The organism is Streptomyces canus 299MFChir4.1 (assembly GCF_000383615.1).
In the GTDB taxonomy this organism is placed as follows: domain Bacteria; phylum Actinomycetota; class Actinomycetes; order Streptomycetales; family Streptomycetaceae; genus Streptomyces; species Streptomyces canus_C.
In genome coordinates this window covers 410,147-432,277 of record NZ_KB911583.1, presented here as the reverse complement: position 1 = coordinate 432,277, position 22,131 = coordinate 410,147, and the positions used below count along the sequence as shown (strand labels likewise).

21 protein-coding genes and 1 pseudogene are annotated in these 22,131 nt (G+C 71.1%); 11 read left to right on the top strand and 11 right to left on the bottom strand.

Going from position 1 to position 22,131, the window contains the following annotated elements:
• Positions 1-22 precede the first annotated feature (22 nt).
• Positions 23-1,675: an amidohydrolase gene (locus tag H293_RS0106045; protein ID WP_020116985.1), complete on the bottom strand. Its 1,653-nt coding sequence runs from the start codon at positions 1,673-1,675 to the stop codon at positions 23-25.
• Positions 1,676-1,696: 21 nt separating this feature from the next.
• Positions 1,697-3,211, bottom strand: a complete 1,515-nt coding sequence (locus tag H293_RS0106040) for an APC family permease (RefSeq protein ID WP_020116984.1) — start codon at positions 3,209-3,211, stop codon at positions 1,697-1,699.
• A gap of 141 nt (positions 3,212-3,352) precedes the next feature.
• Between H293_RS0106040 and H293_RS0106035 the strand changes: the two genes are divergently transcribed.
• Both H293_RS0106035 and H293_RS58365 read left to right on the top strand, forming a co-directional pair.
• On the top strand, positions 3,353-4,075 hold the full coding sequence (locus H293_RS0106035) for a TetR/AcrR family transcriptional regulator (protein WP_020116983.1): 723 nt from the start codon (positions 3,353-3,355) through the stop codon (positions 4,073-4,075).
• 497 nt (positions 4,076-4,572) lie between these two features.
• Complete coding sequence (locus H293_RS58365) at positions 4,573-5,478, top strand: SCO2400 family protein (RefSeq protein WP_158694403.1); 906 nt, start codon at positions 4,573-4,575, stop codon at positions 5,476-5,478.
• A gap of 142 nt (positions 5,479-5,620) precedes the next feature.
• Here the strand turns inward: H293_RS58365 and H293_RS0106025 are convergent, their stop codons facing one another.
• From H293_RS0106025 to pgm, 3 genes are read right to left on the bottom strand one after another with little or no spacing between them, the layout of a single operon-like run.
• Positions 5,621-6,061 carry a VOC family protein gene (locus H293_RS0106025; protein ID WP_020116981.1) on the bottom strand — a complete coding sequence of 147 codons (441 nt, stop codon included), beginning with the start codon at positions 6,059-6,061 and terminating at the stop codon, positions 5,621-5,623.
• 27 nt (positions 6,062-6,088) lie between these two features.
• Complete coding sequence (locus tag H293_RS0106020; RefSeq protein ID WP_028807591.1) at positions 6,089-6,988, bottom strand: amidohydrolase family protein; 900 nt, start codon at positions 6,986-6,988, stop codon at positions 6,089-6,091.
• Positions 6,989-6,993: 5 nt separating this feature from the next.
• The gene (pgm, locus tag H293_RS0106015) at positions 6,994-8,634 is read right to left on the bottom strand and encodes a phosphoglucomutase (alpha-D-glucose-1,6-bisphosphate-dependent) (protein WP_020116979.1); all 1,641 of its coding nucleotides are present in this window, start codon (positions 8,632-8,634) and stop codon (positions 6,994-6,996) included.
• A gap of 166 nt (positions 8,635-8,800) precedes the next feature.
• Here pgm and H293_RS59930 point away from each other — a divergent pair, with 166 nt between their 5' ends.
• Positions 8,801-9,310 carry a hypothetical protein gene (locus H293_RS59930; RefSeq protein WP_259294435.1) on the top strand — a complete coding sequence of 170 codons (510 nt, stop codon included), beginning with the start codon at positions 8,801-8,803 and terminating at the stop codon, positions 9,308-9,310.
• 41 nt (positions 9,311-9,351) lie between these two features.
• Here H293_RS59930 and H293_RS0106005 read toward each other — a convergent pair whose 3' ends face one another.
• Genes H293_RS0106005 through H293_RS0105995 form a run of 3 tightly spaced genes read right to left on the bottom strand, consistent with a single transcriptional unit; the run spans position 9,352 to position 11,299 of the window.
• Positions 9,352-10,674, bottom strand: a complete 1,323-nt coding sequence (locus tag H293_RS0106005; protein ID WP_020116977.1) for an MFS transporter — start codon at positions 10,672-10,674, stop codon at positions 9,352-9,354.
• Positions 10,671-10,823 carry a hypothetical protein gene (locus H293_RS59090; RefSeq protein WP_020116976.1) on the bottom strand — a complete coding sequence of 51 codons (153 nt, stop codon included), beginning with the start codon at positions 10,821-10,823 and terminating at the stop codon, positions 10,671-10,673. Before H293_RS59090 ends, H293_RS0106005 begins: the two co-directional genes overlap by 4 nt.
• Positions 10,817-11,299 (bottom strand): ATP-binding protein, encoded by a 483-nt coding sequence (locus H293_RS0105995; RefSeq protein ID WP_020116975.1) that lies wholly within the window; start codon positions 11,297-11,299, stop codon positions 10,817-10,819. Before H293_RS0105995 ends, H293_RS59090 begins: the two co-directional genes overlap by 7 nt.
• Before the next feature lie 161 nt (positions 11,300-11,460).
• Between H293_RS0105995 and H293_RS0105990 the strand changes: the two genes are divergently transcribed.
• Positions 11,461-11,835 carry an STAS domain-containing protein gene (locus tag H293_RS0105990; RefSeq protein ID WP_028807589.1) on the top strand — a complete coding sequence of 125 codons (375 nt, stop codon included), beginning with the start codon at positions 11,461-11,463 and terminating at the stop codon, positions 11,833-11,835.
• A 167-nt stretch (positions 11,836-12,002) separates the two neighbouring features.
• Here H293_RS0105990 and H293_RS0105985 read toward each other — a convergent pair whose 3' ends face one another.
• Positions 12,003-13,181 (bottom strand): PP2C family protein-serine/threonine phosphatase, encoded by a 1,179-nt coding sequence (locus tag H293_RS0105985; RefSeq protein ID WP_020116973.1) that lies wholly within the window; start codon positions 13,179-13,181, stop codon positions 12,003-12,005.
• A gap of 199 nt (positions 13,182-13,380) precedes the next feature.
• On the opposite strand from H293_RS0105985, the gene H293_RS0105980 reads away from it, so the two are divergent.
• From H293_RS0105980 to H293_RS49160, 7 genes and pseudogenes are all read left to right on the top strand, one after another.
• Entirely contained in the window at positions 13,381-14,142 is a 762-nt protein-coding gene (locus H293_RS0105980) for a ZIP family metal transporter (protein WP_020116972.1), read from the top strand.
• An 870-nt stretch (positions 14,143-15,012) separates the two neighbouring features.
• Positions 15,013-15,669 (top strand): TetR/AcrR family transcriptional regulator, encoded by a 657-nt coding sequence (locus H293_RS0105970; RefSeq protein ID WP_020116970.1) that lies wholly within the window; start codon positions 15,013-15,015, stop codon positions 15,667-15,669.
• A gap of 348 nt (positions 15,670-16,017) precedes the next feature.
• A complete protein-coding gene (locus H293_RS59085) occupies positions 16,018-16,113 on the top strand; it encodes a TetR family transcriptional regulator (RefSeq protein WP_020116969.1) in 96 nt (31 codons plus the stop codon).
• A gap of 9 nt (positions 16,114-16,122) precedes the next feature.
• Positions 16,123-16,629 carry a TetR/AcrR family transcriptional regulator C-terminal domain-containing protein gene (locus H293_RS61580; RefSeq protein ID WP_078612530.1) on the top strand — a complete coding sequence of 169 codons (507 nt, stop codon included), beginning with the start codon at positions 16,123-16,125 and terminating at the stop codon, positions 16,627-16,629.
• Positions 16,630-16,706: 77 nt separating this feature from the next.
• A complete protein-coding gene (locus H293_RS0105955; RefSeq protein WP_020116967.1) occupies positions 16,707-17,633 on the top strand; it encodes an ABC transporter ATP-binding protein in 927 nt (308 codons plus the stop codon).
• Positions 17,633-18,514 (top strand): ABC transporter permease, encoded by an 882-nt coding sequence (locus tag H293_RS0105950; RefSeq protein ID WP_020116966.1) that lies wholly within the window; start codon positions 17,633-17,635, stop codon positions 18,512-18,514. The genes H293_RS0105955 and H293_RS0105950 overlap by 1 nt, the downstream gene beginning before the upstream one ends.
• Positions 18,515-18,557: 43 nt before the next feature.
• Positions 18,558-19,016, top strand: a pseudogene (locus H293_RS49160) (LuxR C-terminal-related transcriptional regulator); the annotation flags it as partial.
• Positions 19,017-19,129: 113 nt separating this feature from the next.
• Here the strand turns inward: H293_RS49160 and H293_RS0105940 are convergent.
• Positions 19,130-20,263 carry a hypothetical protein gene (locus tag H293_RS0105940; protein WP_020116964.1) on the bottom strand — a complete coding sequence of 378 codons (1,134 nt, stop codon included), beginning with the start codon at positions 20,261-20,263 and terminating at the stop codon, positions 19,130-19,132.
• 340 nt (positions 20,264-20,603) lie between these two features.
• Positions 20,604-21,983 carry a glycoside hydrolase family 43 protein gene (locus tag H293_RS0105935; protein ID WP_020116963.1) on the bottom strand — a complete coding sequence of 460 codons (1,380 nt, stop codon included), beginning with the start codon at positions 21,981-21,983 and terminating at the stop codon, positions 20,604-20,606.
• Positions 21,984-22,131 lie beyond the last annotated feature (148 nt).

Sequence of the window (22,131 nt, the reverse complement as noted above, 5' to 3'; positions counted from 1 at the left end):
CCGCCCCGCACGGCCGTCCGGCTCAGGCGTCCCCGGCCGCGTGGACCCGCCGCCCTTCGACGAAGGTCTGCAGGACGCGCGTGGCCGCGATCTCCTCGGGCGGGCCCGCGAACGGGTCGCGGTCGAGGACGACGAGGTCGGCCGACTTGCCCACGGCGATGCTGCCGGTGATGTCGTCGAGGTGGTTCACGTGGGCGCTGCCCGCCGTGTACGCGGCCAGGGCGGTGCCCAGGTCGAGGCGCTGGCCCGGAAGGAACTCCGGGGTGCCCTCGGGGGCGCCCGGCGCGATCCGGTTGACGGCGACATGGATGGCCTGGAACGGGTCGGGGCTGCTGACCGGCCAGTCGCTGCCGGCGGCCAGGGTGGCTCCGGCCCGCAGCAGGTCGCCGAAGGGGTACTGGCGTGCGCCGCGTTCGTCGCCGAGGAAGGGCAGGGTCAGTTCGTCCATCTGGGGTTCGTGGGCGGCCCACAGCATCTGGAGGTTGGCGCTCGCGCCGAGGGCGCGGAACCGGGGGACGTCGTGCGGGTGCACGACCTGGAGGTGTGCAAGGTGGTGCCGGGTGTCGCGCCGTCCGTTGGCGGTGCGGGCGGACTCCACGGCGTCCAGCGCCTCGCGCACCGCGCGGTCGCCGAGCGCGTGGAAGTGGACCTGGAAGCCGGACGCGTCCAGTTCGGTGACGTACTTCCGCAGGTCGCCCGGCTCGACGAAGCTGATGCCGCTGTTGTCCGAGGCGCAGCCGCAGCCGGTCAGATAGGGGTCGAGCATCGCGGCGGTGTGGTTCTCCGCGACGCCGTCCTGCATGACCTTCACGGTGCCCGCCCGGAACCGGCCCCGGTTCAGCTCCTCGCGGCGGGCCACGAGTTCGGGGATCTGCTCGGCGCCCCGCTCGCGGTCCCACCACAGGGCGCCGACGACCCGGGCGGTGAGCAGGCCCCGGTCGAGGGCCGCGAGGTAGGAGGGCGCCGGGTCGGTCATGTTGGCGTACGTGCCGACGATGGCGTCCTGCCAGGCGGTGACGCCGTACGAGTGCAGCACGGCCTGCGCCCGCAGCAGGGCCGTGAGTTGGTCCTCCGGGGTGGGATCGGGAACCAGCCTTCCCACCAGGTGGACGGCGCCCTCCTGGAGCATGCCGGTGGGGGTGCCGTCGGCGTCGCGTTCGATCCGGCCGTCGACCGGGTCCGGGGTACGGGCGTCGATGCCCGCGCGCTCCAGTGCCCGGCTGTTGACCCAGGCGCCGTGGTGGTCGCGGTTGGGCAGGAAGACGGGCCGGTCGGGGACGACCGCGTCGAGGGCGGCGGCGGTGGGCGCCCCGCCGGGGAACGCCTCCAGGGACCAGCCGCCGCCGGTGATCCATTCCGCGTCGGGGTTCTGGTCGGCGTACGCCTTGATCCTGCGCAGGTACTCGGCCGGGTCGACGGTGTCGGCGAGGTGGCACAGGCCGAGTTCGAGGCCCGCGCCCTGCGGGTGGACATGGGCGTCCTGGAAACCGGGGAGCAGCAACTTCCCCGCCAGGTCGACGACTTCGGTGCGCGGGCCGATCAGCTCGCGCACCTCGTCGTGGCCGACGGCGGCGATCCGCCCGTCGCGCACGGCCACGGCGGTGGCGCGGCTGCGGGCGGGATCGACGGTGTGCACGGGACCGCCGGTGAGGACGAGGTCCGCGGTGTGTGACATGGGGGTGAACTCCAGAGGGGGTCAGGCCGCCGTACGGTCCATCGGCAGGGTCAGGGACTCGGCGTCGGTGCCGCGGCCCGTGGTGAAGTACGGGGAGTGCCGCACGTACTTGGCGACGGCGGCCATGCCGAGGCCGGCGACGACGATCGCGGCGGGCAGCGAGAACATGAACCAGCCGTTGTCCGGGCTGAGTTCGAAGTGGTCGCTCATGGTCAGGTAGGAGTATCCGAGGTACCCGCCGAGGCCGAGCAGGATCAGGCCGGACACGGCGGGCACGCCGATCGCGAGCAGCGCCTCCCGTGCTCCCTCGTGGCGCGCGGAGCGGAAGCGCACGGCGCAGGCGAGTGCGGTGAGGCCGTAGTAGAGGGCGACGATCAGGCCGATGGCGTTGACGGCGGCCAGCAGCATGTCGCTCAGCTTGGGGATCGCGACGGCGAGCACGGCGATCACGCCGGCGACGGCCATCACGACGACCGTGCCGGCGGCGGGGGTGCCGTAGCGCGGGTGGACGCGGGTCCACACCGGTCCCATCGTGCGGTCGCGGCTCATCGCGAACAGGCCGCGTGCCGTGGGGATCAGAGTGGCCTGCACGGAGGCGACGGCGGAGAACATCAGCGCGACCAGGGGAAGGGTGGCCCAGGGTTCGGCGGCCAGTTTCTCGCCGAGGTACGGCAGGGCCTGGGGGCCGTTCCTGACGAGTTCGCCCAGGCTCATCTCCCGCTGGAAGGCGACCGAGGCGAAGAGGAACAGACCGAGCATCGCGAACAGGGCGATGAGACCGCCGCGGGCCGCGTCGCCCGGGCTCCTCGTCTCCTCGTTGACGCTGAAGGCCGCGTCCCAGCCCCAGAAGAAGAACACCGCGAGGACCAGGCCCTGGGCGAAGGCGGTGCCGCTGGAGATCTCGAAGGGGTTGAACCAGGACAGGGACACGGCGTGGTCGCCGGTGATCAGGGCCCAGCCGCAGAAGGCCAGCAGGACCGTGTACTCGAAGACCAGGAGGGCGAACTGGAAGCGGGTGGCGGCCCGCACGCCGGTGACGGCCAGGGCGGTGAGGGCGAGGAGGATCACCAGGCCGACCGCCGTGGTGACGCCGGTGGACGTCGGATCGAGGGCGATGCCGGCGACGCTGTGCAGACCGGCCTTGTTGGCGAAGGCCAGGACGACCGAGCCCATGATCGCGCTGGTGTAGGCGCAGAAGATGACCGAGCCGACCAGGGTGACCCAGCCGGTCAGGAAGCCGGGCCAGGGGCCGAGTGACCTGCCGACCCAGACGTAGCCGTTGCCGCAGTTCGGCTCCGAGCGGTTCAGGCGGGCGTAGGCGGTGGCGATGCCGAGGACCGGCAGGAAGGCCAGGAGCAGCAGCGCCGGGGCCTGGAGGCCCACCATGGTGGCGATCGTGCCCATGCCGATGGCGATGCTGGTGGTGGCGGCGGTGCTGGACGCGGCGATGGCCACGCCGTCGACGACGCCGAGGGAACGGCGCAGATCGGGGCTCGGTGCGCTCGGTGCGGAGGAGAGGGGCGGTCTGGACGACATGGAAGGCTCCTCGGGGGACGGGAGACGGGGAAGAGCCGCGCGGTGAGGTGATGGAACAGCCGCCGTCCACATTGGGTCAACCCTGTTGACGTAAGGCGGCCGCTGGTCGTTCACTGAGGGCCCCAGCGAGAGGAACCGGTCATGTCCAGCCGTGTCCCCGAGGAACGCCGTCGCCGGCGGCCCACCCGCTCCGGAGTCCTGCTGTCCGAGGACCTGATCGTCGGGACCGCCCTGCGGCTGATCGGCGAGCACGGTTCCGAAGCACTGAGCGTGCGACGGCTCGGTGCGGCGCTGGGCTGCGACCCGACCGCCCTCTACCGCTACTTCCACGACACCGACGACCTGGTGCTCGCCATCGCGGACCGGATCATCGGCGACGCGATGGCGGGGTTCGTGCCCGGGGACGACTGGGTGGCCTCGCTGCGCGAGATGGCCCTGCGGGTCCGTGCCGGATACCTCGCCCATCCGCGGGCGGCAGCCCTGGCCGCGCACCGGGTGACCCGGCGCACGAGCGAGATCCAGGCGGTGGACACGGGGATCGGCCTGCTGCTGTCTGCGGGCTTCGAGCCGGCCGCCGCCGCACGCATGTACCTGGCCTTCATCGACACCGTGCTCAGCCACGCGGCGACGGAGGCGGCGTTCCTGGCACTCCCCGGGCAGCAGCGCGAGGCCGACCGGCGGGCGTGGCGGGACGTCTACCAGGACCTGGACCCGGTGGCGTACCCGGCGCTCACCGCGGTACGCCGCGAGCTGCCGGGGATGGCGGACAGCTCGTTCGAGGAGGCGGTGGACCTGCTCCTTGAGGCGTTGGCGGCACGCGCGCCGACGCACCGGGCGTCCACGGGGGGTTCGTCTCCCGGCTGAGTTCTTCCGTACGTTCCGTGGGGCGGCGGCGGTTGGCCGGCGGGGCCGGACGGTGGCAACGACCAGATCGAGCATCCGGTCCCCAGGGGGACTCCACCGGCTACGTCTACCGGATCGACACCGGGGTGTTCGCGCTCCTGCCCGCCTCCGCGACAGCGCGACGGCACCGGCCGATCCCGCCAGTCCCCACGGCGTCTACCACGCCACCCTCTGGCCGGTCCGGCACGGCTGACTTGGGAGGGGTTCCTGAGGCGGGCCGACGTGCCTCGCAGCACCGGCTCCGCAGCGGGGGCCGTGGTCACGGCGAACTCCCTGCGCCGGGGACCGTGTGCCGGACAAGTAGCGTGAATGCGACGTACACCCCTCGCGTCCACCGCACCCCTCGGACATCTGCGCAGGAGCATCACACAGGCTGCACACAGCCCTTCGAAAGCCTCGCTACTTTGGCCTCGGCTCGATCCTCCGTGCGAACGAGACCGGCCACGGCCATCGGGCCGATGGTGCAGTCGACTCAGGAAGACCAGATGGACTACTGCTCCTCGTGCCGTCGGCACCTCAACGGCGCCCTGGCGTGCCCCGGATGCGGCGCCTACGCCCCGGACATCGCTCCCCCCGCCCACGTCTACACGACGACCGGCACGGCGGCCGCAGCGTGGGACGAAGCACCCAAGTGGCACGACGCGGGCCTCCCCGAGGCGCCGGCGACCGACCCCGGTGCCCCGTCGGAGGACGTGGCGGACGTGGCGGACGCGCCGGTGGTGGCGGAGGGGCGGGCGGCACGGCGGCGCCAGCGGGCCCGCTGGAAGAAGAACCAGCGCAAGGCAGTGGTCGCGACCGCGGTGGCCCTCGTCGGTGGCGGCCTGACCGTCTCCGCGATGAACCAGCAGTCCAACACCCGGACCCAGGCGTCCACCTCGCCCGACAACCGGTCCATGGGGGTGGCGGAGCTGCCCACCTCGGGCGACGACCTTCCGGCGTCGACGCCGGACAAGGCACGACAGGCGTCCACGACGACCCCCTCCACGAAGGCCGGCTCGCACCGGCGGACGGTCGACTCGGCGTCCAGGACGACCCGGTCGTCGGTCCACACGGACTCCGCCGCCTCCCCCGCGCCCACGGCGACGACGGCCTCGCGGGCGCAGTCCCAGGGGACGGTCTCGACGTCGGTCGCGGCCGGCACCGGCGGCACGACCACCACGACATCGGGCACGGCCGGCACGACGACGGGACAGACCTCTTCCTCGTCCACCGGAACGGACACCACGACGAACACGAGCACGAACACGAACACGAGCTCCAACGGCGGCAGTTCGCAGACTTCGCAGTCTTCGCAGACGAACACGTCGTCATCCGCGAGCGAACCGTCGGGGCTGTGCGTGCTCAACCTGCTCTGCATCAGCTGACGGGAAGGCGTGGCAGGTCTGGCATGAGTCCGGATCTTCCGGGTAGCAGAGCGTTGCTTACCCGGAGGAAGGGCCGTCACACCTGGGGAGGTCGCGGCGGCCCTTCCTTCAACCCTTGGCCCGTGAGGGGCCTCCGGCGGGGTCAGCCGAGCTGCTCGGCCAGCCCGACGACGATGCCCTCGGGGCCGCGGACGTAGCAGAGCCGGTAGATGTTCTCGTACTGCGCGATCTCGCCGACGAGTTCGGCACCGTGGGCGCGCAGGCGGGCGACGACGCCGTCGACGTCGTCGACGGCGAACATGATGCGCCGCATGCCCAGCGTGTTCGTCGGCGCGTCCTGCGGCGCCCCGCTGACCGCCTTCGGCGTGTGGAACTTCGCCAGCTCGATACGGCCGTGGCCGTCAGGGGTGCGCAGCATGGCGACGTCCTGCCGGACGTCGTCGAGCGCGATGATCCGTTCCACCCACCGTCCTTCGACCGGCGACCTGCCCTCCAGTTCCATGCCGAGTTCGACGAAGAAGGCGACGACGGCGTCGAGGTCGTCGACGACGATGAGGACGTTGTCCATCCGCTGGATCGTCATACGGGATCTCCTTGGTCCGGGACGGGGTCAGAGGCCGAACAGACTGTGCGCGTTGTCGTGGCACACGGCCCGCAGCCACTCCGGTCCGAGGTCCAGGCGTTCCAGGGCCTGGAGCTGGTGCAGGTAGGGGTACGGGATGCTGGGGAAGTCGGAGCCGAGCAGAATGCGGTCGCCGAGCGCGGCGAGCCGGGGCAGGGCCCGGCGCGGGAACGGCATGAAGCCCTCGGTGAAGTCGGTGAACGCCATCGTCGTGTCCAGCCGGACCTGGTCGTACCGCTCGGCGAGGTCGAGGAACTCCTCGTACTCGGGCATGCCCATGTGCGCGACGACGAGCCGCAGCTTCGGGTTCCGGGCCAGCACCCGCGCGATGGGCTCGGGGCCGGTGTGCTTGCCGGGCGCCGGGCCGGAGCCGCAGTGGATCACCACGGGGACGCCCGCTTCGGCCAGCAGGCCCCAGGTCCGCCGGAGTTGGTCGTCGGCAGGGTCGTACCCGCCCACCTGGACGTGTGCCTTGAACGCCCGGACCCCCGCTTCGACGGCCTCGCGGACGTAAGTCTCGACGTCGGGCTCGGGATGGAGGGTGGCGGTGTGCAGACAGTCGGGGGTGCGGCGGGCGAAGTCGGCCGCCCACTCGTTCAGCCACCTGGCCATACCGGGCTTGTGGGGGTAGAGCATCGCGGTGAAGGCCCTGACCCCGAACCCCCGTAGCAGGGCCGTTCTCTCCGCCTCCGCCTTCCGGTAGGTGATCGGCCATCCCAGGCCGCCGATCAGCGGCCCGTTGGTGTCGAAGTACTCCCAGACCTTGTGCAGGACCCGTTCGGGCATGAAGTGGGTGTGCACGTCGATCAGGCCCGGCAGACCGAGCCCGCCCCAGAAACGGCGGACCCCACCGGCCTCCTCGTTCGTCGCCACGTCGCGATCTTCCATGTCGATCAGGCGTTCAGCGCCGCCAGCACCACGGACTTGGCCTCCTCCTGGACCCGGCTCAGATGGTCCGGGCCGAGGAAGGACTCCCCGTAGATCTTGTAGACGTCCTCGGTGCCCGAGGGCCGGGCCGCGAACCAGGCGTTGGCGGTGGCCACCTTGATGCCGCCGAGGGCTGCGCCGTTGCCGGGGGCCTCCGTGAGGACCGCGGTGACCGGCTCTCCGGCGAGAGTGTCGGCGGTGACCTGGCGCGGGGACAGCTTGGCGAGCAGGGCCTTCTCCTCACGGGAGGCCGGAGCGTCCACGCGGGCGTAGGCGGGGGCGCCGAAGCGGTCGGTGAGCGCGGCGTAGTGCTGCGAGGGGGTCTCGCCGGTGACCGCCGTGATCTCGGAGGCGAGCAGGGCCAGGATGATGCCGTCCTTGTCGGTGGTCCACACCGAGCCGTCGCGGCGCAGGAAGGACGCCCCGGCCGATTCCTCGCCACCGAAGCCGATCGTGCCGTCGGACAGGCCGTCCACGAACCACTTGAAGCCGACGGGGACCTCGACCAGCGTCCGGCCGAGGTCCGCCGCGACCCGGTCGATCATGCTGGACGACACCAGGGTCTTGCCGATCCCGGCCCCCGCGGGCCACTGCTCCCGGTGCGCGAACAGGTACGAGATCGCCACGGCGAGATAGTGGTTGGGGTTCATCAGGCCCGCGTCCGGCGTGACGATGCCGTGCCGGTCGGCGTCGGCGTCGTTGCCGGTGGCGATGTCGAAGCGGTCGCGCTGCTCGATGAGCGAGGCCATGGCGTACGGCGACGAGCAGTCCATGCGGATCTTGCCGTCCCAGTCGAGCGTCATGAAACGCCAGGTGGGATCGGTGAGGGGATTGACCACCGTCAGGTCGAGCCGGTGCTGTTCGGCGATACGGCCCCAGTAGGCGACCGAGGCGCCGCCCAGCGGGTCGGCGCCGATGCGCACGCCGGCGGACCGGATCGCCTCCAGGTCCAGCACGTTCGGCAGATCGGCCACGTAGGCGTCGAGGAAGTCGTGGCGACCGGTGCCGGGGGCGGCCAGGGCTCGGGCGTAGGGGATGCGCCGTACGTCCTTCAGGCCACCGGTGATGATCTCGTTGGCGCGGTCCTGGATCCAGGAGGTCGCCTCGGAGCCGGCGGGGCCGCCGTTCGGCGGGTTGTACTTGAAGCCGCCGTCGGCGGGCGGGTTGTGGGAGGGAGTGACGACGACCCCGTCGGCGAGCGCCGAGGTCCGGTGCCGGTTGTGGGTGAGGATGGCGTGCGAGACGGCGGGGGTGGGTGTGTAGCCGTCGGCCTGGTCGATGAGGACGGTCACGTCGTTGGCCGCGAACACCTCCAGGGCCGTGATCCGGGCGGGCTCGGACAGGGCGTGGGTGTCGGCGCCGAGGTAGAGGGGGCCGTCGGTGCCCTGTGCGGCGCGGTACTCGCAGATGGCCTGGCTGGTGGCGGCGATGTGGTCCTCGTTGAAAGCCGCCTTGAGGGACGAACCGCGGTGTCCGGAGGTGCCGAAGGCCACCCGCTGTCCCGGTTCGGCCGGGTCGGGGTGCAGCGCGTAGTACGCCGCGACCAGACGGGCCACATCGACGAGGTCTTCGGGCCCGGCGACCTGCCCTGCTCGCGCGTTCTGCATTTCCCGCTCCTCCGCAAGGGTCGACCGTTGGGTACGCCTCATTCTCCCCTGACGGGGCGGCGGGGACGCGCCTGGGGGCGCGGTTGCGTCTCCACCCGTGCCCGGAAAGGAGGACCCGACCGGCGAACCCGCAGACGAGGCGAGAGATGCGGGTTCAATGGCCGTCATGATGCGTAGAGGCACGTCATCCACCGCCGCCGTCGCCACCGTTGCCGCTTGTCTGTTCGCCGTTCTCACGGCGTGTTCCTCCTCGGACGGATCCCCCGCCGAGGGCAAGGCCCGTCCGAGCGGCTCGGGGTCGACGTCCGACCCCGCCCACCCGCCCACACGGTCGTCCACGCCCTCGCCCGCGCCGTCCGGGCCGTGTGCCGACGGGACCTGCGAGATCAAGGTCGCCGTGGGAGACGTGGTGAACGTGCCGGCGGCGTACGGACTCGGGCCGATCAAGGTGACGGCGATCAGCGGCGGCAAGGTCGACATGGTCGCCGGGCTGACCGGGTCGGGCTACAGCGTCTCGGGCTGTTCCGGTGGCGGCAGTGTGTCGTCGGCGGGCGGTGGCGGTGGCGGGTTGAGCTGCGAGAAGGGCCCCGCCGCGACCATCAACGACGCCATGAGCCTGAAGGTGGTCGACGTCCTCGACGCGGCCGCCGTCCTCCGCATCGAACCCGCCCGGTGACGTACGGCCCGGCTCTCGCGGCCGGGCCGTGACCACCTTCCTCATCGACGCCGGGGCTCTCGTGCACGGGTGTCGAACGCGGAAGACGAAGGCTCGGGGGAGCTCGTAGCCGGACCTGTCCCGCGGCCGGCAGGACCGGTGCGCCGGCCTGTCAGCAGGACGAGGGCCAGAGCGCCGGCGGCCACCTGGCATACGGCGGTCCCCAGCATCAGAGGTACGGCTCCCAGGCTGCTGAGGGCGCCCGCCGCCCCCGCCCCGGCGGCGGCGAAGGTGCTCTTGAGCCCGGCACCGAGCGTGAAGATCTGGGTGCGGGCACCAGGCGGGGCGTACCGCTCACGGCTGGCCAGCAGCGCGCTGAAAAGCGGGCCTGTGCAGAAGCCGGCCAGGGCGAACAGGGCGGCCGCGGCCACGGCGTCACCGGCCCACGGCACCATCGCCAGGGGGACCCCGGTCGCCGGCAGACCCCAGAGCACCACGCGCTCCGGGTGGTGCCGGCCGACGGGGCGGCAGGCGTAGCTCAGGGAGCCCCCCAGAGCACCGGCGGCGAACGCGGTCATCAGCCCGCCCGTCGCCCAGGGGGCGTGGTACTCGGCAGCGAGCAGTACGCTCACCACGGGCAGCGCCCCCACCCCCAGTTGTGCCACGCTGCTTCCCCAAGTGACCGACCTCAGCGGGGAGTTGCGGACCAGCTCGACCGCTCCCCGCGCCAGGTCGGCAGCGCGGAGGCGTCCCGGTCCGGTATGTCCGGCAGATCCGGGTGGTCCGGCCTGTCCGGGGGACCGTGGACGCAGCCGCAGCGAGAACAGCAGGAGCCCACCCGTCATCGCTCCGGCCCCCAGAACCGCCAGGGCCGCTCCCGCGCCCACCGCCGTGCCCAGGGCCGCCGCGACAGCGGGCCCGCAGATGCCCGCCAGGTTGTACGACACCGCGTCGGCACTGAAAGCCCTGGTCAGCCGTTCCTTGCTGAGCAGATCCGCCAGGAGACCGGTGAGACCGCCGGTCAGCAAGGGGGCGACGCACCCGGCGGCAACGGCCAGCGCCAGCACCACGGCGTCGTCGGCCGTGCCCACCAGGAAGGCCAGGGCGACGAGCGCGGCACCGTAGAGCGCCACAGCGCCACCGTGGAAGAGACGGCGTCGCCGCACCGTGTCGGCCAGAACGCCGACCACGGGTGCGGCTGCCACCTGCGGGATCATCAGCGCGGCCACCAGGGCGCCGCCGAGCGTCGGGCTGTGGGCGCGCTGGGCGGCCAGCATGACGAGGGCGACGCGGGCTCCCTCGTCGGCGGTCCGGACGAGGACGGCCGAGGTCAGGTAAACAGGGAGCGGCGAGGGACCTCCGCCGCGGGGCGCCGATCCGGTCATGGGCGTCGGGGCCCATGGAGGGGCTGCTGGTGCCGGTGCAGCATTCTGCCGTCGGTGTTCTCGGCGTCCTCGGCGTCCTCGGTGTTCTCGGAGTACAGGCTGCGGATTCGGCTGACGGTGCCGGTCGCAAGGGACGACCTGGTCAGCACGGATGTTCCATGGGTGAGGGGCCGGGGGTGCCGGTCAGGGCGATCAGGGCGGTGATGCGCTTGCCGACTCTCAGCCGCTGGATGTCGAGGCCCTGGGCGACGGCCCTGACGATCTCCAGGCCGTGCCGGCCGACGCGGCCCGGGTCGGTGGGCTGCGCCGACGGCAGCGTGGGGTTGCTGTCCCCGACGACGACCTCCACCCGGGCACCGGTGCTGCGCAGCTCCATGACGACAGGCCCCGGGGCGTACTTGAGGGCGTTGGTGACCAGCTCGCTGACCACGAGCTGGGTCGTTCCCACGGCGTACGGGGAGACGTCCCGGCCGCACTCGTCCCGGAGCCGGGCGAGGAAGTCGGCCGCGTAACGCCGGGCCCGGGCGATGCATCCCTCGTCCCCGGCCAGGGCGAAGCCGACGTGTGTCAGGCCGCCGTCGTGCTCGGTACAGTCCTCGTCCTCGGATCGCGTTCCCATCGGCATCAACCGTTTCCTTCCCGTCTCCGCGCGCGAGTGCCCACCGGGGCGCATCGGATGCGCACCCGAGGCGATGTTCGGCACAGCGGCCTGGTGCAGCCGACCGGGATGGTGGGGCACAATCGTCCGCGAACGCTGCCCCGGCAGCCTGGCCCAGGTGAGGAACGGTGACCGACATATCGCCAACAGAACGACCAGAGCGGTTGTTCGTCGCGCGCACGACTGCCGACGGCATCCGTGTCGTGACCCTGCATGGAGACATCGACCACGATGTCAAGGACGCGCTGACCACGGCACTGCTCCCCCCGGACGGTGCTGACGACGGTCAGGCACCCCGTGTCGTGGCGGACCTCAGCGGCGTGACCTTCCTGGATTCCACCGGCATCAACGTCTTCGTCCACGTCTACCAGCAGGTCAGTGCGGCCCAGGGGTGGCTGCGCCTGGCCGCGGCCCGGGAGTCGGTGACACGGGTGTTCGAACTCGTCGGCCTGGACACCGTCATCGCCTGCCATCCCACGGTCGAGCAGGCCCTGAACCCCTGACCTGCGACGCCGGTGCGCCGGGCGCCCCTCGCGGGCCTCTGCGGGACGTGAAGATCACGGGCGCGACGATTCTTCGCCGACCGGAGTCGGCGAAGAACCACCGAGAGGCTGTCTGCTCAACCTCACGTCAGCCGAGTCGCCCTCATCGCCCCGCTCACACTTGCCGCTCACGCTTGTTCGACCGGTCGGCGTCGATCGCCGTGCCAGTCCAGTATCAGGACCGTGGCATCGTCGCGAAGGCTGCCGTGGCAGGCATCGAGCACTGCGGCGGTCAGGGCTCTGACGGCTTCTCTCGGATGCAGCTCACCGGTGTCGTGAATCACCGAGGTCAGGTCCGCCGCCGCGGCACCGCGTTCCAGCATGCCGTCGGTGAGCAGGATCAGGCGGTCGCCGGGACGCAGTTGCAGCTGCTGAAGTCGGTAGGACGAGGGTGCCGCCACACCGAACGGCAGATTGACGGCGAGCTTGACCTCCTCGACGGTGCCCTCACGCAGCCGCAGCGGCCAGGGGTGGCCGGCGTTGACCAGTTCGCACAGGCCCGTCTCCAGGTCGACGCACAGCAACTGCCCGGTGGCCAGCCCACGGCTGTGCCTCAGCAGAGCCTGATGGGCGTGGTCGGCCTGCTTGAGGGCGTCGCACCCGCTGCGTCGCGCCCGCCGCAGCGCACCGACCAGCAGGGTGGCCAGCAGGGCGGAGTTCGTGTCGTGACCCATCGCGTCAGTGATGGACAGGTGCAAGGTGTCGCGGTCGAGGGTGTAGTCGTACGTGTCGCCCCCGATGTCGTCGGCCGGCACCAGCCCGGCGGCCAGGGTGAACTGGACCGCCTCGCAGCAGGGGGCCGCGGGGAGCAGCTGGTGCTGGATCTCCGCTGCCAGGCTGGTCTCGGTGGTGCGCCTGCCCAGGTGGTACAGGTCGGTGAAGCGCCCGTCAGTGACGATGATGTAGGCCAGCGCGTGTGCCGCGTCGCGGACCTGCCGCAGCACGGTGTCGTCGGCGCACTGCAGGGTCACCTCCAGGACGCCGAGGCAGTCGCCGCGGTTGGTGACCGGCGTGATGACGCGCCGTCCGCCCTGACCGTCCGGTTCCACATGCTGGCGCTGGCTCCTCAGCACGCTGTCGTAGACGCTGCCCTGCAGGTCGATCGGCTCGGCGCGGTCCGTGCCGTCGGCGCCGGCCGGGGCGAGCCGTACCAGTCGCTGACCGATCAGGTCGACGAAGAGAAACGACACCCGCTCCGCACCGAACCGCTTCTGCAGGTCGCGCGCCACCACGTCGACGGACTCACCGGGCGGGGCCGCTTCCGCAGCGGCCAGCAATTCGCCCAGTTCCAGATCTGCACCCTCCACAGCAACCTCCCATCGGCTGCCGCAACTTCTTCCCCGCATCTGCTCAGCCTCACCTCAAAGGGTCGTCTTGGCCGGTCAAAGGCAGACCCATGCCGCTGGTCGAAGAAACCCCCATGCCCACCGCCCCCGACCCGAAGGTCAGCGGCACCTGTTGATCCACACCTGTTGATCCACATCCATAACGGGTAGATGCGACGGCATGGCTGAAGTGGTACAGGCGGGACTGTGGGGGCTGGTGGCGGGCTCGGCGCTGCTGCTCGGGGCGGCGTTGGGGTACGGGCTGCGGGTGCCGCAGAAGATCATCGCGACCGTGATGGCCTTCGGTGCCGGGGTGCTGTTGTCCGCCGTCTCCTTCGAGCTGGTCGGGGAGGCGTACGACCAGGCAGGGCTGACTCCGGCGGTCGTCGGCACCCTCATCGGCGCCCTGGCCTACACGGCGGGCAACGTGTGGCTGGCCCGCCGGGGTGCCCGGCACCGCAAGCGCTCCGGTCACCAGCAGTCGGCGGCGCAGCCCTCGGAGGCCGAGCAGGGCGGCTCCGGGACGGCGCTCGCGCTCGGCGCGTTGCTCGACGGTGTGCCGGAGTCCGCGGTGATCGGCGTCAGCCTGCTCGACGGCGGGGCGGTCAGCCTGGTGACCGTCGCGGCGGTGTTCATCAGTAACGTGCCGGAGGGGTTGTCCAGTTCGGCGGGTATGAAGAAGGCCGGCCGCACCAAGGGATACGTCTTCGGCGTCTGGGCCGCGATCGCCGCCGCGAGCACTGTGTCGGCCGTCCTCGGCTACACCGTGGTCGGCTCCTTCTCCCCCGCCTTGATCGCCGTGGTGACCGCCGTGGCGGCCGGGGCGATCCTCGCCATGATCGCCGACACGATGATCCCCGAGGCGTTCGAGAACGCCCACCTGGCCATCGGGCTGATCACCGTGAGCGGCTTCCTGGTCTCCTTCGCTCTGTCTCACGCCTGACCAGCCGCTCAGCCCACGCAGCACACTCAGCCCACTCAGCCGGGAGCCGCTCCAGGTCAGTCCGCACGTGGGCGGAGTCTTCGGTGCGCGCAGCAGGGCGCCGACCGCCTCGACGACAACGACGGCACACACGGCGTGAAGGCCGGCGGCGGCCGAGAGGCGTACGGATTCGGCGGCGTCGGCGGGGAGTTGGCCGACCGAGTCGGGCAGGGAGGAGCGGTAGTGGCTTCCGTCGATCGAGCCCTTGAGGGCGATGCCGACCGCGGAGCCGACCTCGCGGGTGGTGTCGTTCATGGCGCCTCCTGCGTGAGAAGGGCCTCGCATGAGCCGCACACTGCTGCGCGGCGCGCGGGTCGTCACCATGAGGCCCGGCCGCCCTGACGCCGGACGCGGACGCGGACGCGGACGTGTGATCATCCCCGGTCTGGTCAAACGCCCACCTGCACGGGGGTGCCGTCCAGCACTACCGGCCCGAAGACATGTACGTCAGCAATCGCGCCGGCGCCCTGAACCAGATCAACCGGAGCCAGGAGTCGGGCGAACGGCTCCCGCACGCGATGGACGCCGTGTGAGCACGCGCAGTCGGCTGCCCGTGGCACCCGGACAGCCGCACGTCGGTGCGGTTCGCGCCGCCCGGCCCTGACGCGGCACACCGCGTTCTGGCTGGTGGCCCTGGCCTTCGCCGTGACGATGCTGGGCGCCACCCTGCCGACCCCGCTGTCCGGACGGGCGCCACCTCACCGAGCCGGATGGGGGTGTCAGACCAGAAACCCATAACGGTCACAGTGTTGCCGTTATGCGCTCATGTCAAGCGGGCATACTTTTCGGGTGCCAACATCACGAGATCAGACGCGAGGAGGCGGGTCGCCGGTGCGGCGCTCCCCCGGCCGTCCGCCCGTTCCGCTGGAGCGGATCATCGACGCGGCGGTGCAGATCGTCGACGAGGAGGGCGCCGACGCCCTGTCGATGCGGACACTCGCCCAGCGCCTGGGCTCCGGCACGGCCACCCTCTACCGACACTTCGACAGCCGCTCGGCTCTGGTGGCCCACGTCGTGGACCGCATGTTCGGCGGGATCGAGATCAGCGACGACGAGCTCGCCGCCATGGGCTGGCGGGACGCGTGCCGTACGACGGTGCAGGCCATGTTCGACGCCGTGAGCCGGCACGAGAAAGTGGCGCCCCTGCTCGTCGAGGGGATCCCCGTCGGCCCGAACGCGATGGCGATGCGGGAGCGCTGCATCGCTCTCCTGCTCGCCGACGGATTCCCGCCGCAGGTCGCGGCGCGCGCCTACGCCACACTGTCCCGCTACGTGCTCGGCTTCGCGATTCAGGTCCGCGGGCACCACGACACGGAACAGACCTCCAAGGACTCCCAGGCGTCCGCCGTCCTCCACGCAGCGGATCCCTCTCTGTACCCCGCCACCGCGGCGGTGGCCGACTGGATGCCGGTGCCACTGGAGGACGAGTTTCGCTTCGGCCTGGAACTCGTCCTCGACGGGCTCGGTCGGCTGCGCGACGGCGACTGACGGTCCGCTCGGCGTACGTGCCCCAGGGGGCCTCGATCTCGCCGGTGAACACCAGTGTGCCGTCAGCCGTGCGGGCGACAGCGCCCACGCCCGGTACGAGCGGGTACTGGCCGGTGCTGCTGCAGTGCCTGCCGGAAGCCTTGTGGCGCACGATGGGGTGGATCGCCGCGGCGACCAGGTCGACGATCCGAAGGCCCTGGCCGGCCTCGGGCTCGGGAAGGCCCCGCGTCGCTCCGGGTTGTGCCCCCCAGACGCCGAAGACCGGCGATCACATGCCGGACGGGCCGACGACCACCCTGGTGGGCGAGGCGGACGCCCCCTCCCGTGTGCCGCCGCGGGCGTCCCCCGATGAACATCGGCAAGATCGTCGACACGGCTCTGAGGCTCATCGCCGAGGTCGGGATCCAGGCGCTGACCCTGCGCATGCTCTCCGAGGCCCTGTAGACGGACAGCCTGTCCCGGCGGGAAGCGACGACCGTCACCGCGGACTCCTTCTACGAGTCACTGCGTCGGCACCCCCGTGCCGTGCCCCTGCCGGCGGCCCAGGTCCACGTCGGCCCCAACGGCCTGCGTGTCAGGGAACGGCTCATCGGACTGCTCCTGAGCCATGGCTTCTCCACCGGCCTGGCCGCCCGCACCTTCACCGTACTGGGGCACTACGTGATCGGCCTGGCCATCCGGCCTGGACCCGGCCACCTTCCCGGCCACGTCGGCCGCGGCCGACGCCCTGACCGCCGTATCCCCGCACGACGAAAAGCCGGGCCGACACTGACTCCGGCAGATCAACGAGGCGCACAGCCCACTCGCGCTTCACGAGCTCGCGTGACCCGGAGGGCCGTACACCGCGCGACAACACCGGAGACCGGGTTTCTCATGAAGAGTCGTCGGCGCTCCCAGTCCCAGTGGTACCGCGGTACCACTCGAGCACCGAAGACTCCACCGTGGTCCCAGGGTTCGTGACCGCCGCGACCGTAGCTTCGGATGCGGGCACCGCGGCGCGTGCGCGGCCGAATACAAGGCAGGAAAGGCCCATCACCATGATCGAAGCCCGCGAGTTGACGAAGCGGTACGGCGACAAGACGGTCGTCGACAACCTGAGCTTCACCGTCAGGCCCGGCGAGGTGACCGGCTTCCTCGGCCCCAACGGCGCGGGCAAGTCCACGACCATGCGCATGATCGTCGGACTGGACTCCCCCACCAAGGGCTCGGTCACCGTCGCCGGCCGTTCCTACGCCGACCAGGCCGCACCGCTCCACGAGATCGGCACCCTGCTGGAGGCCAAGTCCGTCCACCCCGGGCGCAGCGCGCTCAACCATCTGATGGCGCTCGCCCACACCCACGGCATCCCGCGCCGCCGCGTGGACGAGGTCATCGAGCTGGCGGGACTGTCCAGCGTGTCCGGAAAGCGCGTGGGCGCCTTCTCCCTCGGCATGGGCCAGCGGCTCGGCATCGCCGCGGCCCTGCTCGGCGACCCGGCGATCGTCATGCTCGACGAGCCGGTCAACGGCCTTGATCCGGAAGGCGTGCTGTGGGTGCGCAACCTCCTGCGCTCGCTGGCCGACGAGGGCCGGGCCGTGATGCTCTCCTCGCACCTGATGAGCGAGACCGCGCTGATCGCCGACCACCTGGTGATCATCGGACGCGGCCGGCTGCTCGCCGACACCACGGTCGACGACTTCACCCGGGAGGCCGGTGGCGGCGTGAAGGTCGCCACCACCGAGACCGCGAGGCTGCGGGCGCTGCTGGCCGGACCCGAGGTCACGATCGCCTCCTCCGCCGACGAGGAGCTGCTGGTCAGCGGGCGCGACGCCCGCGAGATCGGGGCGATCGCCGCCCGGCACGGGATCGCACTGTACGAGCTCACCCCGCAGGCCGTCTCCCTGGAGACGGCGTTCATGGACCTCACCCGAGACGTGGTCGAGTACCAGAGCGCTCCGGCCGGCGCCGAACGAAAGGCCGCCTGATGCCCACCTCCGCATTGCGCCGCACCCAGCGCCCCGGCAAGCTCGCCGGCCTCTCCGCGGCACCCGATCCCCAGACCTCCGCCACGCGATACAAGGTGACCGGCATCCGGGTGCTGCGTTCGGAGTGGGCCAAGTTCTGGTCGCTGCGCTCCAGTTGGATCACCCTGGGCGTGGCCGTGTTCCTGCTGGTCCTGTTCGGGACGATCGCCTCCTACACCTACAGTCCCGGCGTCACGACCGGCGGGCGGCCCGGCCCGAGGGGCGGCAGCGGCGACAGCGACGCGGTGAGCCTGGCCCTGACCGGTGTGACCTTCGCGTCGCTGGCCGTGGGTGTGCTCGGGGTACTGCTCGCCGCGGGCGAGTACAGCACCGGCATGATCCGCTCCACCCTCACCGCGGTACCGCGCCGACTGCCGGTTCTGTGGTCCAAGGCCGCCGTGATCGGGCCGATCGTCCTGGTCCTCACCATGATCGGCGCCCTGGCCGCCTTCCAGCTGGGGTCCCCGGGTCTGGACGGCGAGAAGATCGCCCTGTCCCCGGGCGACGACGGCGTGCTGCGCAGTCTGGCCGGAGCGGGCGTCTACCTGGCCCTGGTGGCCGTGTTCGGCGTGGCTCTGGGCATGCTCGTCCGCTCCTCCGCCGGAGCGATCGCGATCCTTGTCGGCGCCCTGCTCATCCTCCCCGGCCTCGCCACACTGCTGCCCGACTCGGTCTACGACAGCATCAATCCGTACTTCCCCAGCAACGCGGGCTCGGCCGTCTACGCGCTGCACCAGTCTTCCGGCTCCCTCTCCCCGGGAGCGGGGCTCGCGGTCTTCGCCGGCTGGGTGGCACTGACCCTCGGCGGCGCTGCCTACCGGCTCCGCAAGTCCGACGCCTGACCTGGGCACGAGGACCATGGCGGCCATGAGTCCGCACCACGCGTCCGCCGGTGGCCGCACCCGCGTCCTCATCGTCACCACCTTCGACCTCGACGAGTACGCCTACGAAGGTCTGCGCGCCGGCGCCAGCGGCTTCCTGCTCAAGGACGCCCGCCCCGAGGAACTCGTGGCGGGCATCCGCGCGGTCGCGCCAGGCGACGCCGTCGTGGCCCCCCGCCTGACCCGGCGGCTCCTGGACTCCTACGCCCACCAGGTCCTCGCGCCGGCGGGCGCGACTGCCCCCGACGATCCCCGCCTGGAGTCCCTCAGCGACCGCGAACGCGAGGTCCTGGTCGCCATCGGCCAGGGCTGGACGAACACCGGGATCGGCGAACGGCTCGTCCTCAGCGAGTCCACGGTGAAGAAACACCTCGGACGGGTCCTCGCCAAGATCGGTGCACGGGACCGCGTCCTGGCCGTGATCATGGCGTACGACACCGGCCTGGTCAGGGCCAGGTCGTAGCTCGGGGGCCGGGCGGGATGTCCGGCGCGGTCCAGAGCCTCCATCCGCCCCAGGGTGCTTCTGGCCGAGGCACTTCGGCACACCGTCGGGTCGACCACCGGCGGATCTCCGGCTCAGGTCTCCAGCTGGTCGGCCTCGCCGCCTTGGAGCATGTGGCGACGTTCCTGTTCGCGCTTGGAGTAGGCGGCTGCCCGGATCGCCTCGTCGCTCTCCAGGCCGGATCCCAATGCCCCGCCCACCGTGGCGACCGAAGCGACGAACCAGGACAACGTCCAGTAGTCCGTCGAGTCCAGCGGAGTTCGTGTCATGGAAGCGAACACCTGGTCGTTGAGGATGAACAGCGCCCAGACCAAGTTGATGACCATCAGACCCGCGTAGCAGACGATCACACCGATACCCACGGTCAGGACGGTCGAGGCGTTGTAGAGCCTCATCCTCTGCCTCGCCTCCCGCGAGACCTCCGCCGATCGGTGCCACAGCTGCGCGTCCACGATCAGCCAGCCGATCATGAGCGCGACGGATCCGACCATGGCGATCACGAGGCGCGGCGCGCTCAGGGCCTCGGCCAGGCCCCAGACGGTGGAGTTCACGGTGGCGACCACTCCCGTGGCGAGTGCGGCCGCCAGGGCTTTCGACAATCCCGGCACCAACCGCCAGGGCTGGTTGGCGCGGACCATACCGACGAGCACTCTCAGGTAGCCGCGCGGCCCCCTGAGGACGTACCGAAGATCAGCGGTCTCCTCCTCACCGACCGCGCCCGGGTGAACAGGCGCGAGGCGACTGACGAAGCGCCCCAGGGACGGCTGACTCTGCGGAGGCCCTTCACCCCCGGAGGCCTCCTGACGCGCCAGGCCGAGCACGGCTTCCTCCACGGCCCGCCGGGCCCTCGTCTGCAGACGCAGACCCCCCAGCGTAGGGAGTGACAGCAGCGCCAAGCCGTGTTCATGACTCAGATCCACCACGAGCTTGTGCCCGTGCGAGTGCAGCGGAAGATCGGTGAGAGCCACGACGATGTCCCAGTTCTCCGCTCTTCCGCGGTCCATGAGCCGACCCATCAACGTGGGCAGGTCCTCCGTCCCCGCGGTGAAGGGCTCACTGACCACCTCGACGTCGAACCGCCGCCCCTGGCCCGACTTGTCGGCGAGCCGACCGGGAAGTGTCCGGGCCATGCGCTGAGCGACCTCCGTGGGCGTGTCCGGATCCGCCAGGAGAACCACCACCGTGACGTCCTGAGGCGACACCCGCATGACTGGCTCCTACTCGTCGGCTGACTGACCCCGCTAGGACGAGTGCCCAGGATGCCCCCGAGGTGACATCGGTGCCGCGTGACACTCTGGCTCCCGTCGGCGGATGCGGGCGCTCCGGCCGGGGCCCCTCGGGGCGAGCGGTGCGGACCAGGTTGCCCGTGTTCTCCCGGTGGTCGTGCACGAGGCGGATCGCCATGGCCACCCTCACCGGCCGCCGAGGCCACCCGTTTGACCTAGCCAACGACCTCGCGAACGTCGAGGACCGGCTCAACCTCCGGGTGGCGACCCGAGTGTGGACGATCGTGCCGGGCGGACCCGGCCGACAGCCCGCCGGATCGACTCAGGCCCAGGCGGTCACCGGCACGAACGAACTGTCCTGCCGGAACAGATCCGTCCCCGCCGTCCGCTCCACCCGGAGCTGGTAGTCGTAGTGGCGCAGGTAGTACCCGGGATAGTTGTACGACTCCCAGCGGATCGCTCCCGAGGACGAACCCGCGCGGGCGATGAACGTCGCGTCCCTGGCGAAGGTCGACGTGCCGTCGTTGGCGTCGAAGCGGGCGCGGAAGTCCCAGTGGCGCAGGTAGTTGCCGGCGGAGTCGCGGAAGGAGTGGCCGCCCGCGTCGGCGAGGCCGGCGACGACCGTGAAGGTGGACGCCGACTTCTCGGCGGCCGTGCTGGAGCCGGTCACCACCGGGAGGTTGAGCAGCGAGGACTGTGTCTGCCAGTACCGGGTCGGGTAGTTGGCCGACTGGAAGGAGCGTGTGACGTTCTTCGCGAGCGAAGGGCCGCCGGACACCGTCTCCTTGATGACCGTGAAGTGGCGTGCCGTACCGGAGACCACCGGCAGCGCGGTCGGGGCCGACCAGGTCGCGAAGGTGTCGTAGCTGTCGCTGCAGTAGTAGTTCCCGTCTCCGTAGCCGTCGAAGAAGATCCGCCAGGCGCCGTTGTCGAGCTGGATCACGGACGGGCCCTCGCGGTAGCTGCCCCAGCCGGCCCAGTCGCCGGTCCTGGTGATCGTGTAGGGGCCTGTCAGGGACGACGCCGTCGCGTACTCGATGTACTTCGTCGTCTCGTTCTTGGTGAAGGCGTGGTACGTCGAGCCGGTCCTCACGATGTACGTGTCGATGTGGTTCGAGCCGATCCCGGACAGGGCCACCGGTGAACTCCACGCCGTCAGGGCCGAGTTGGTCGCCTTCAGCCGGTACGGCGTGAAGATCCACTCGTTGCTGGTGACCGAGCAGGACACGATGACGTTCACGCTGCCGTCGCTGTCGACGAACCACTCCGGCGCCCATGCGCGGGACAGGTTGGCGATCGGAACCGTGTAGTCGTACAGGAAGGTCCAGTTGGCCCGGTCGGAGCTCCGCGCGAAGCCGATCGTGGTGCTGACGTCCTGCCAGGTGTGGGTGGTGTACGTGAGGTAGTAGTAGCCGTCGGTGTGCTTGAAGACGCTGGCGTCGCGGATCCTGTTGCTGGGCGGTGTGTAGGCGGAGGACTTGAGCAGCCGGAAGTCCGTGGCGTCGTCGGACTGGTAGACGTTGACGGTGCCGTCGTTGCTGTTGAGGAACGGCACGATCGTGTAGCGGGTCGCGGAACCGCTCGGCGGGGCGGCGGCGAAGACCGCGCCGGGCAGTTCGCCCAGCAGGGCGGCGGAGGCGGGCAGGGCCGCCATCGCGCGCAGCAGGGTGCGGCGGGACGGCGTGGGGGGTCGTGTGGTCACGGCGGCTCTCCCTGGGGCAAGGACACAGCGCGGCTCTGGACGTCCGAGCGGCCAGACGTCCGACCTGCCGAACAGGGTTCGGGAAGTCGATCAGAAGGTAGGGCTGTGACCAGGACGCGTCAATGCTTTGCGCATCCCCTGGCGGCAG

Bases quoted from the DNA above. Each gene is read 5' to 3' on its own strand.
- H293_RS0106025 (WP_020116981.1), bottom strand. From the start codon at position 6,061: ATGACGATCCAGCGGATGGACAACGTCCTCATCGTCGTCGACGACCTC.
- pgm (WP_020116979.1), bottom strand. From the start codon at position 8,634: ATGCAGAACGCGCGAGCAGGGCAGGTCGCCGGGCCCGAAGACCTCGTC.
- H293_RS0105950 (WP_020116966.1), top strand. From the start codon at position 17,633: ATGCCCACCTCCGCATTGCGCCGCACCCAGCGCCCCGGCAAGCTCGCC.
- H293_RS0106005 (WP_020116977.1), bottom strand. From the start codon at position 10,674: ATGACCGGATCGGCGCCCCGCGGCGGAGGTCCCTCGCCGCTCCCTGTT.
- H293_RS0105995 (WP_020116975.1), bottom strand. From the start codon at position 11,299: ATGCCGATGGGAACGCGATCCGAGGACGAGGACTGTACCGAGCACGAC.
- H293_RS58365 (WP_158694403.1), top strand. From the start codon at position 4,573: ATGGTGCAGTCGACTCAGGAAGACCAGATGGACTACTGCTCCTCGTGC.
- H293_RS59085 (WP_020116969.1), top strand. From the start codon at position 16,018: ATGAACATCGGCAAGATCGTCGACACGGCTCTGAGGCTCATCGCCGAG.
- H293_RS0105980 (WP_020116972.1), top strand. From the start codon at position 13,381: ATGGCTGAAGTGGTACAGGCGGGACTGTGGGGGCTGGTGGCGGGCTCG.
- H293_RS59930 (WP_259294435.1), top strand. From the start codon at position 8,801: ATGATGCGTAGAGGCACGTCATCCACCGCCGCCGTCGCCACCGTTGCC.
- H293_RS0106035 (WP_020116983.1), top strand. From the start codon at position 3,353: ATGTCCAGCCGTGTCCCCGAGGAACGCCGTCGCCGGCGGCCCACCCGC.
- H293_RS0106045 (WP_020116985.1), bottom strand. From the start codon at position 1,675: ATGTCACACACCGCGGACCTCGTCCTCACCGGCGGTCCCGTGCACACC.
- H293_RS0105940 (WP_020116964.1), bottom strand. From the start codon at position 20,263: ATGCGGGTGTCGCCTCAGGACGTCACGGTGGTGGTTCTCCTGGCGGAT.
- H293_RS0106020 (WP_028807591.1), bottom strand. From the start codon at position 6,988: ATGGAAGATCGCGACGTGGCGACGAACGAGGAGGCCGGTGGGGTCCGC.
- H293_RS0105955 (WP_020116967.1), top strand. From the start codon at position 16,707: ATGATCGAAGCCCGCGAGTTGACGAAGCGGTACGGCGACAAGACGGTC.
- H293_RS0106040 (WP_020116984.1), bottom strand. From the start codon at position 3,211: ATGTCGTCCAGACCGCCCCTCTCCTCCGCACCGAGCGCACCGAGCCCC.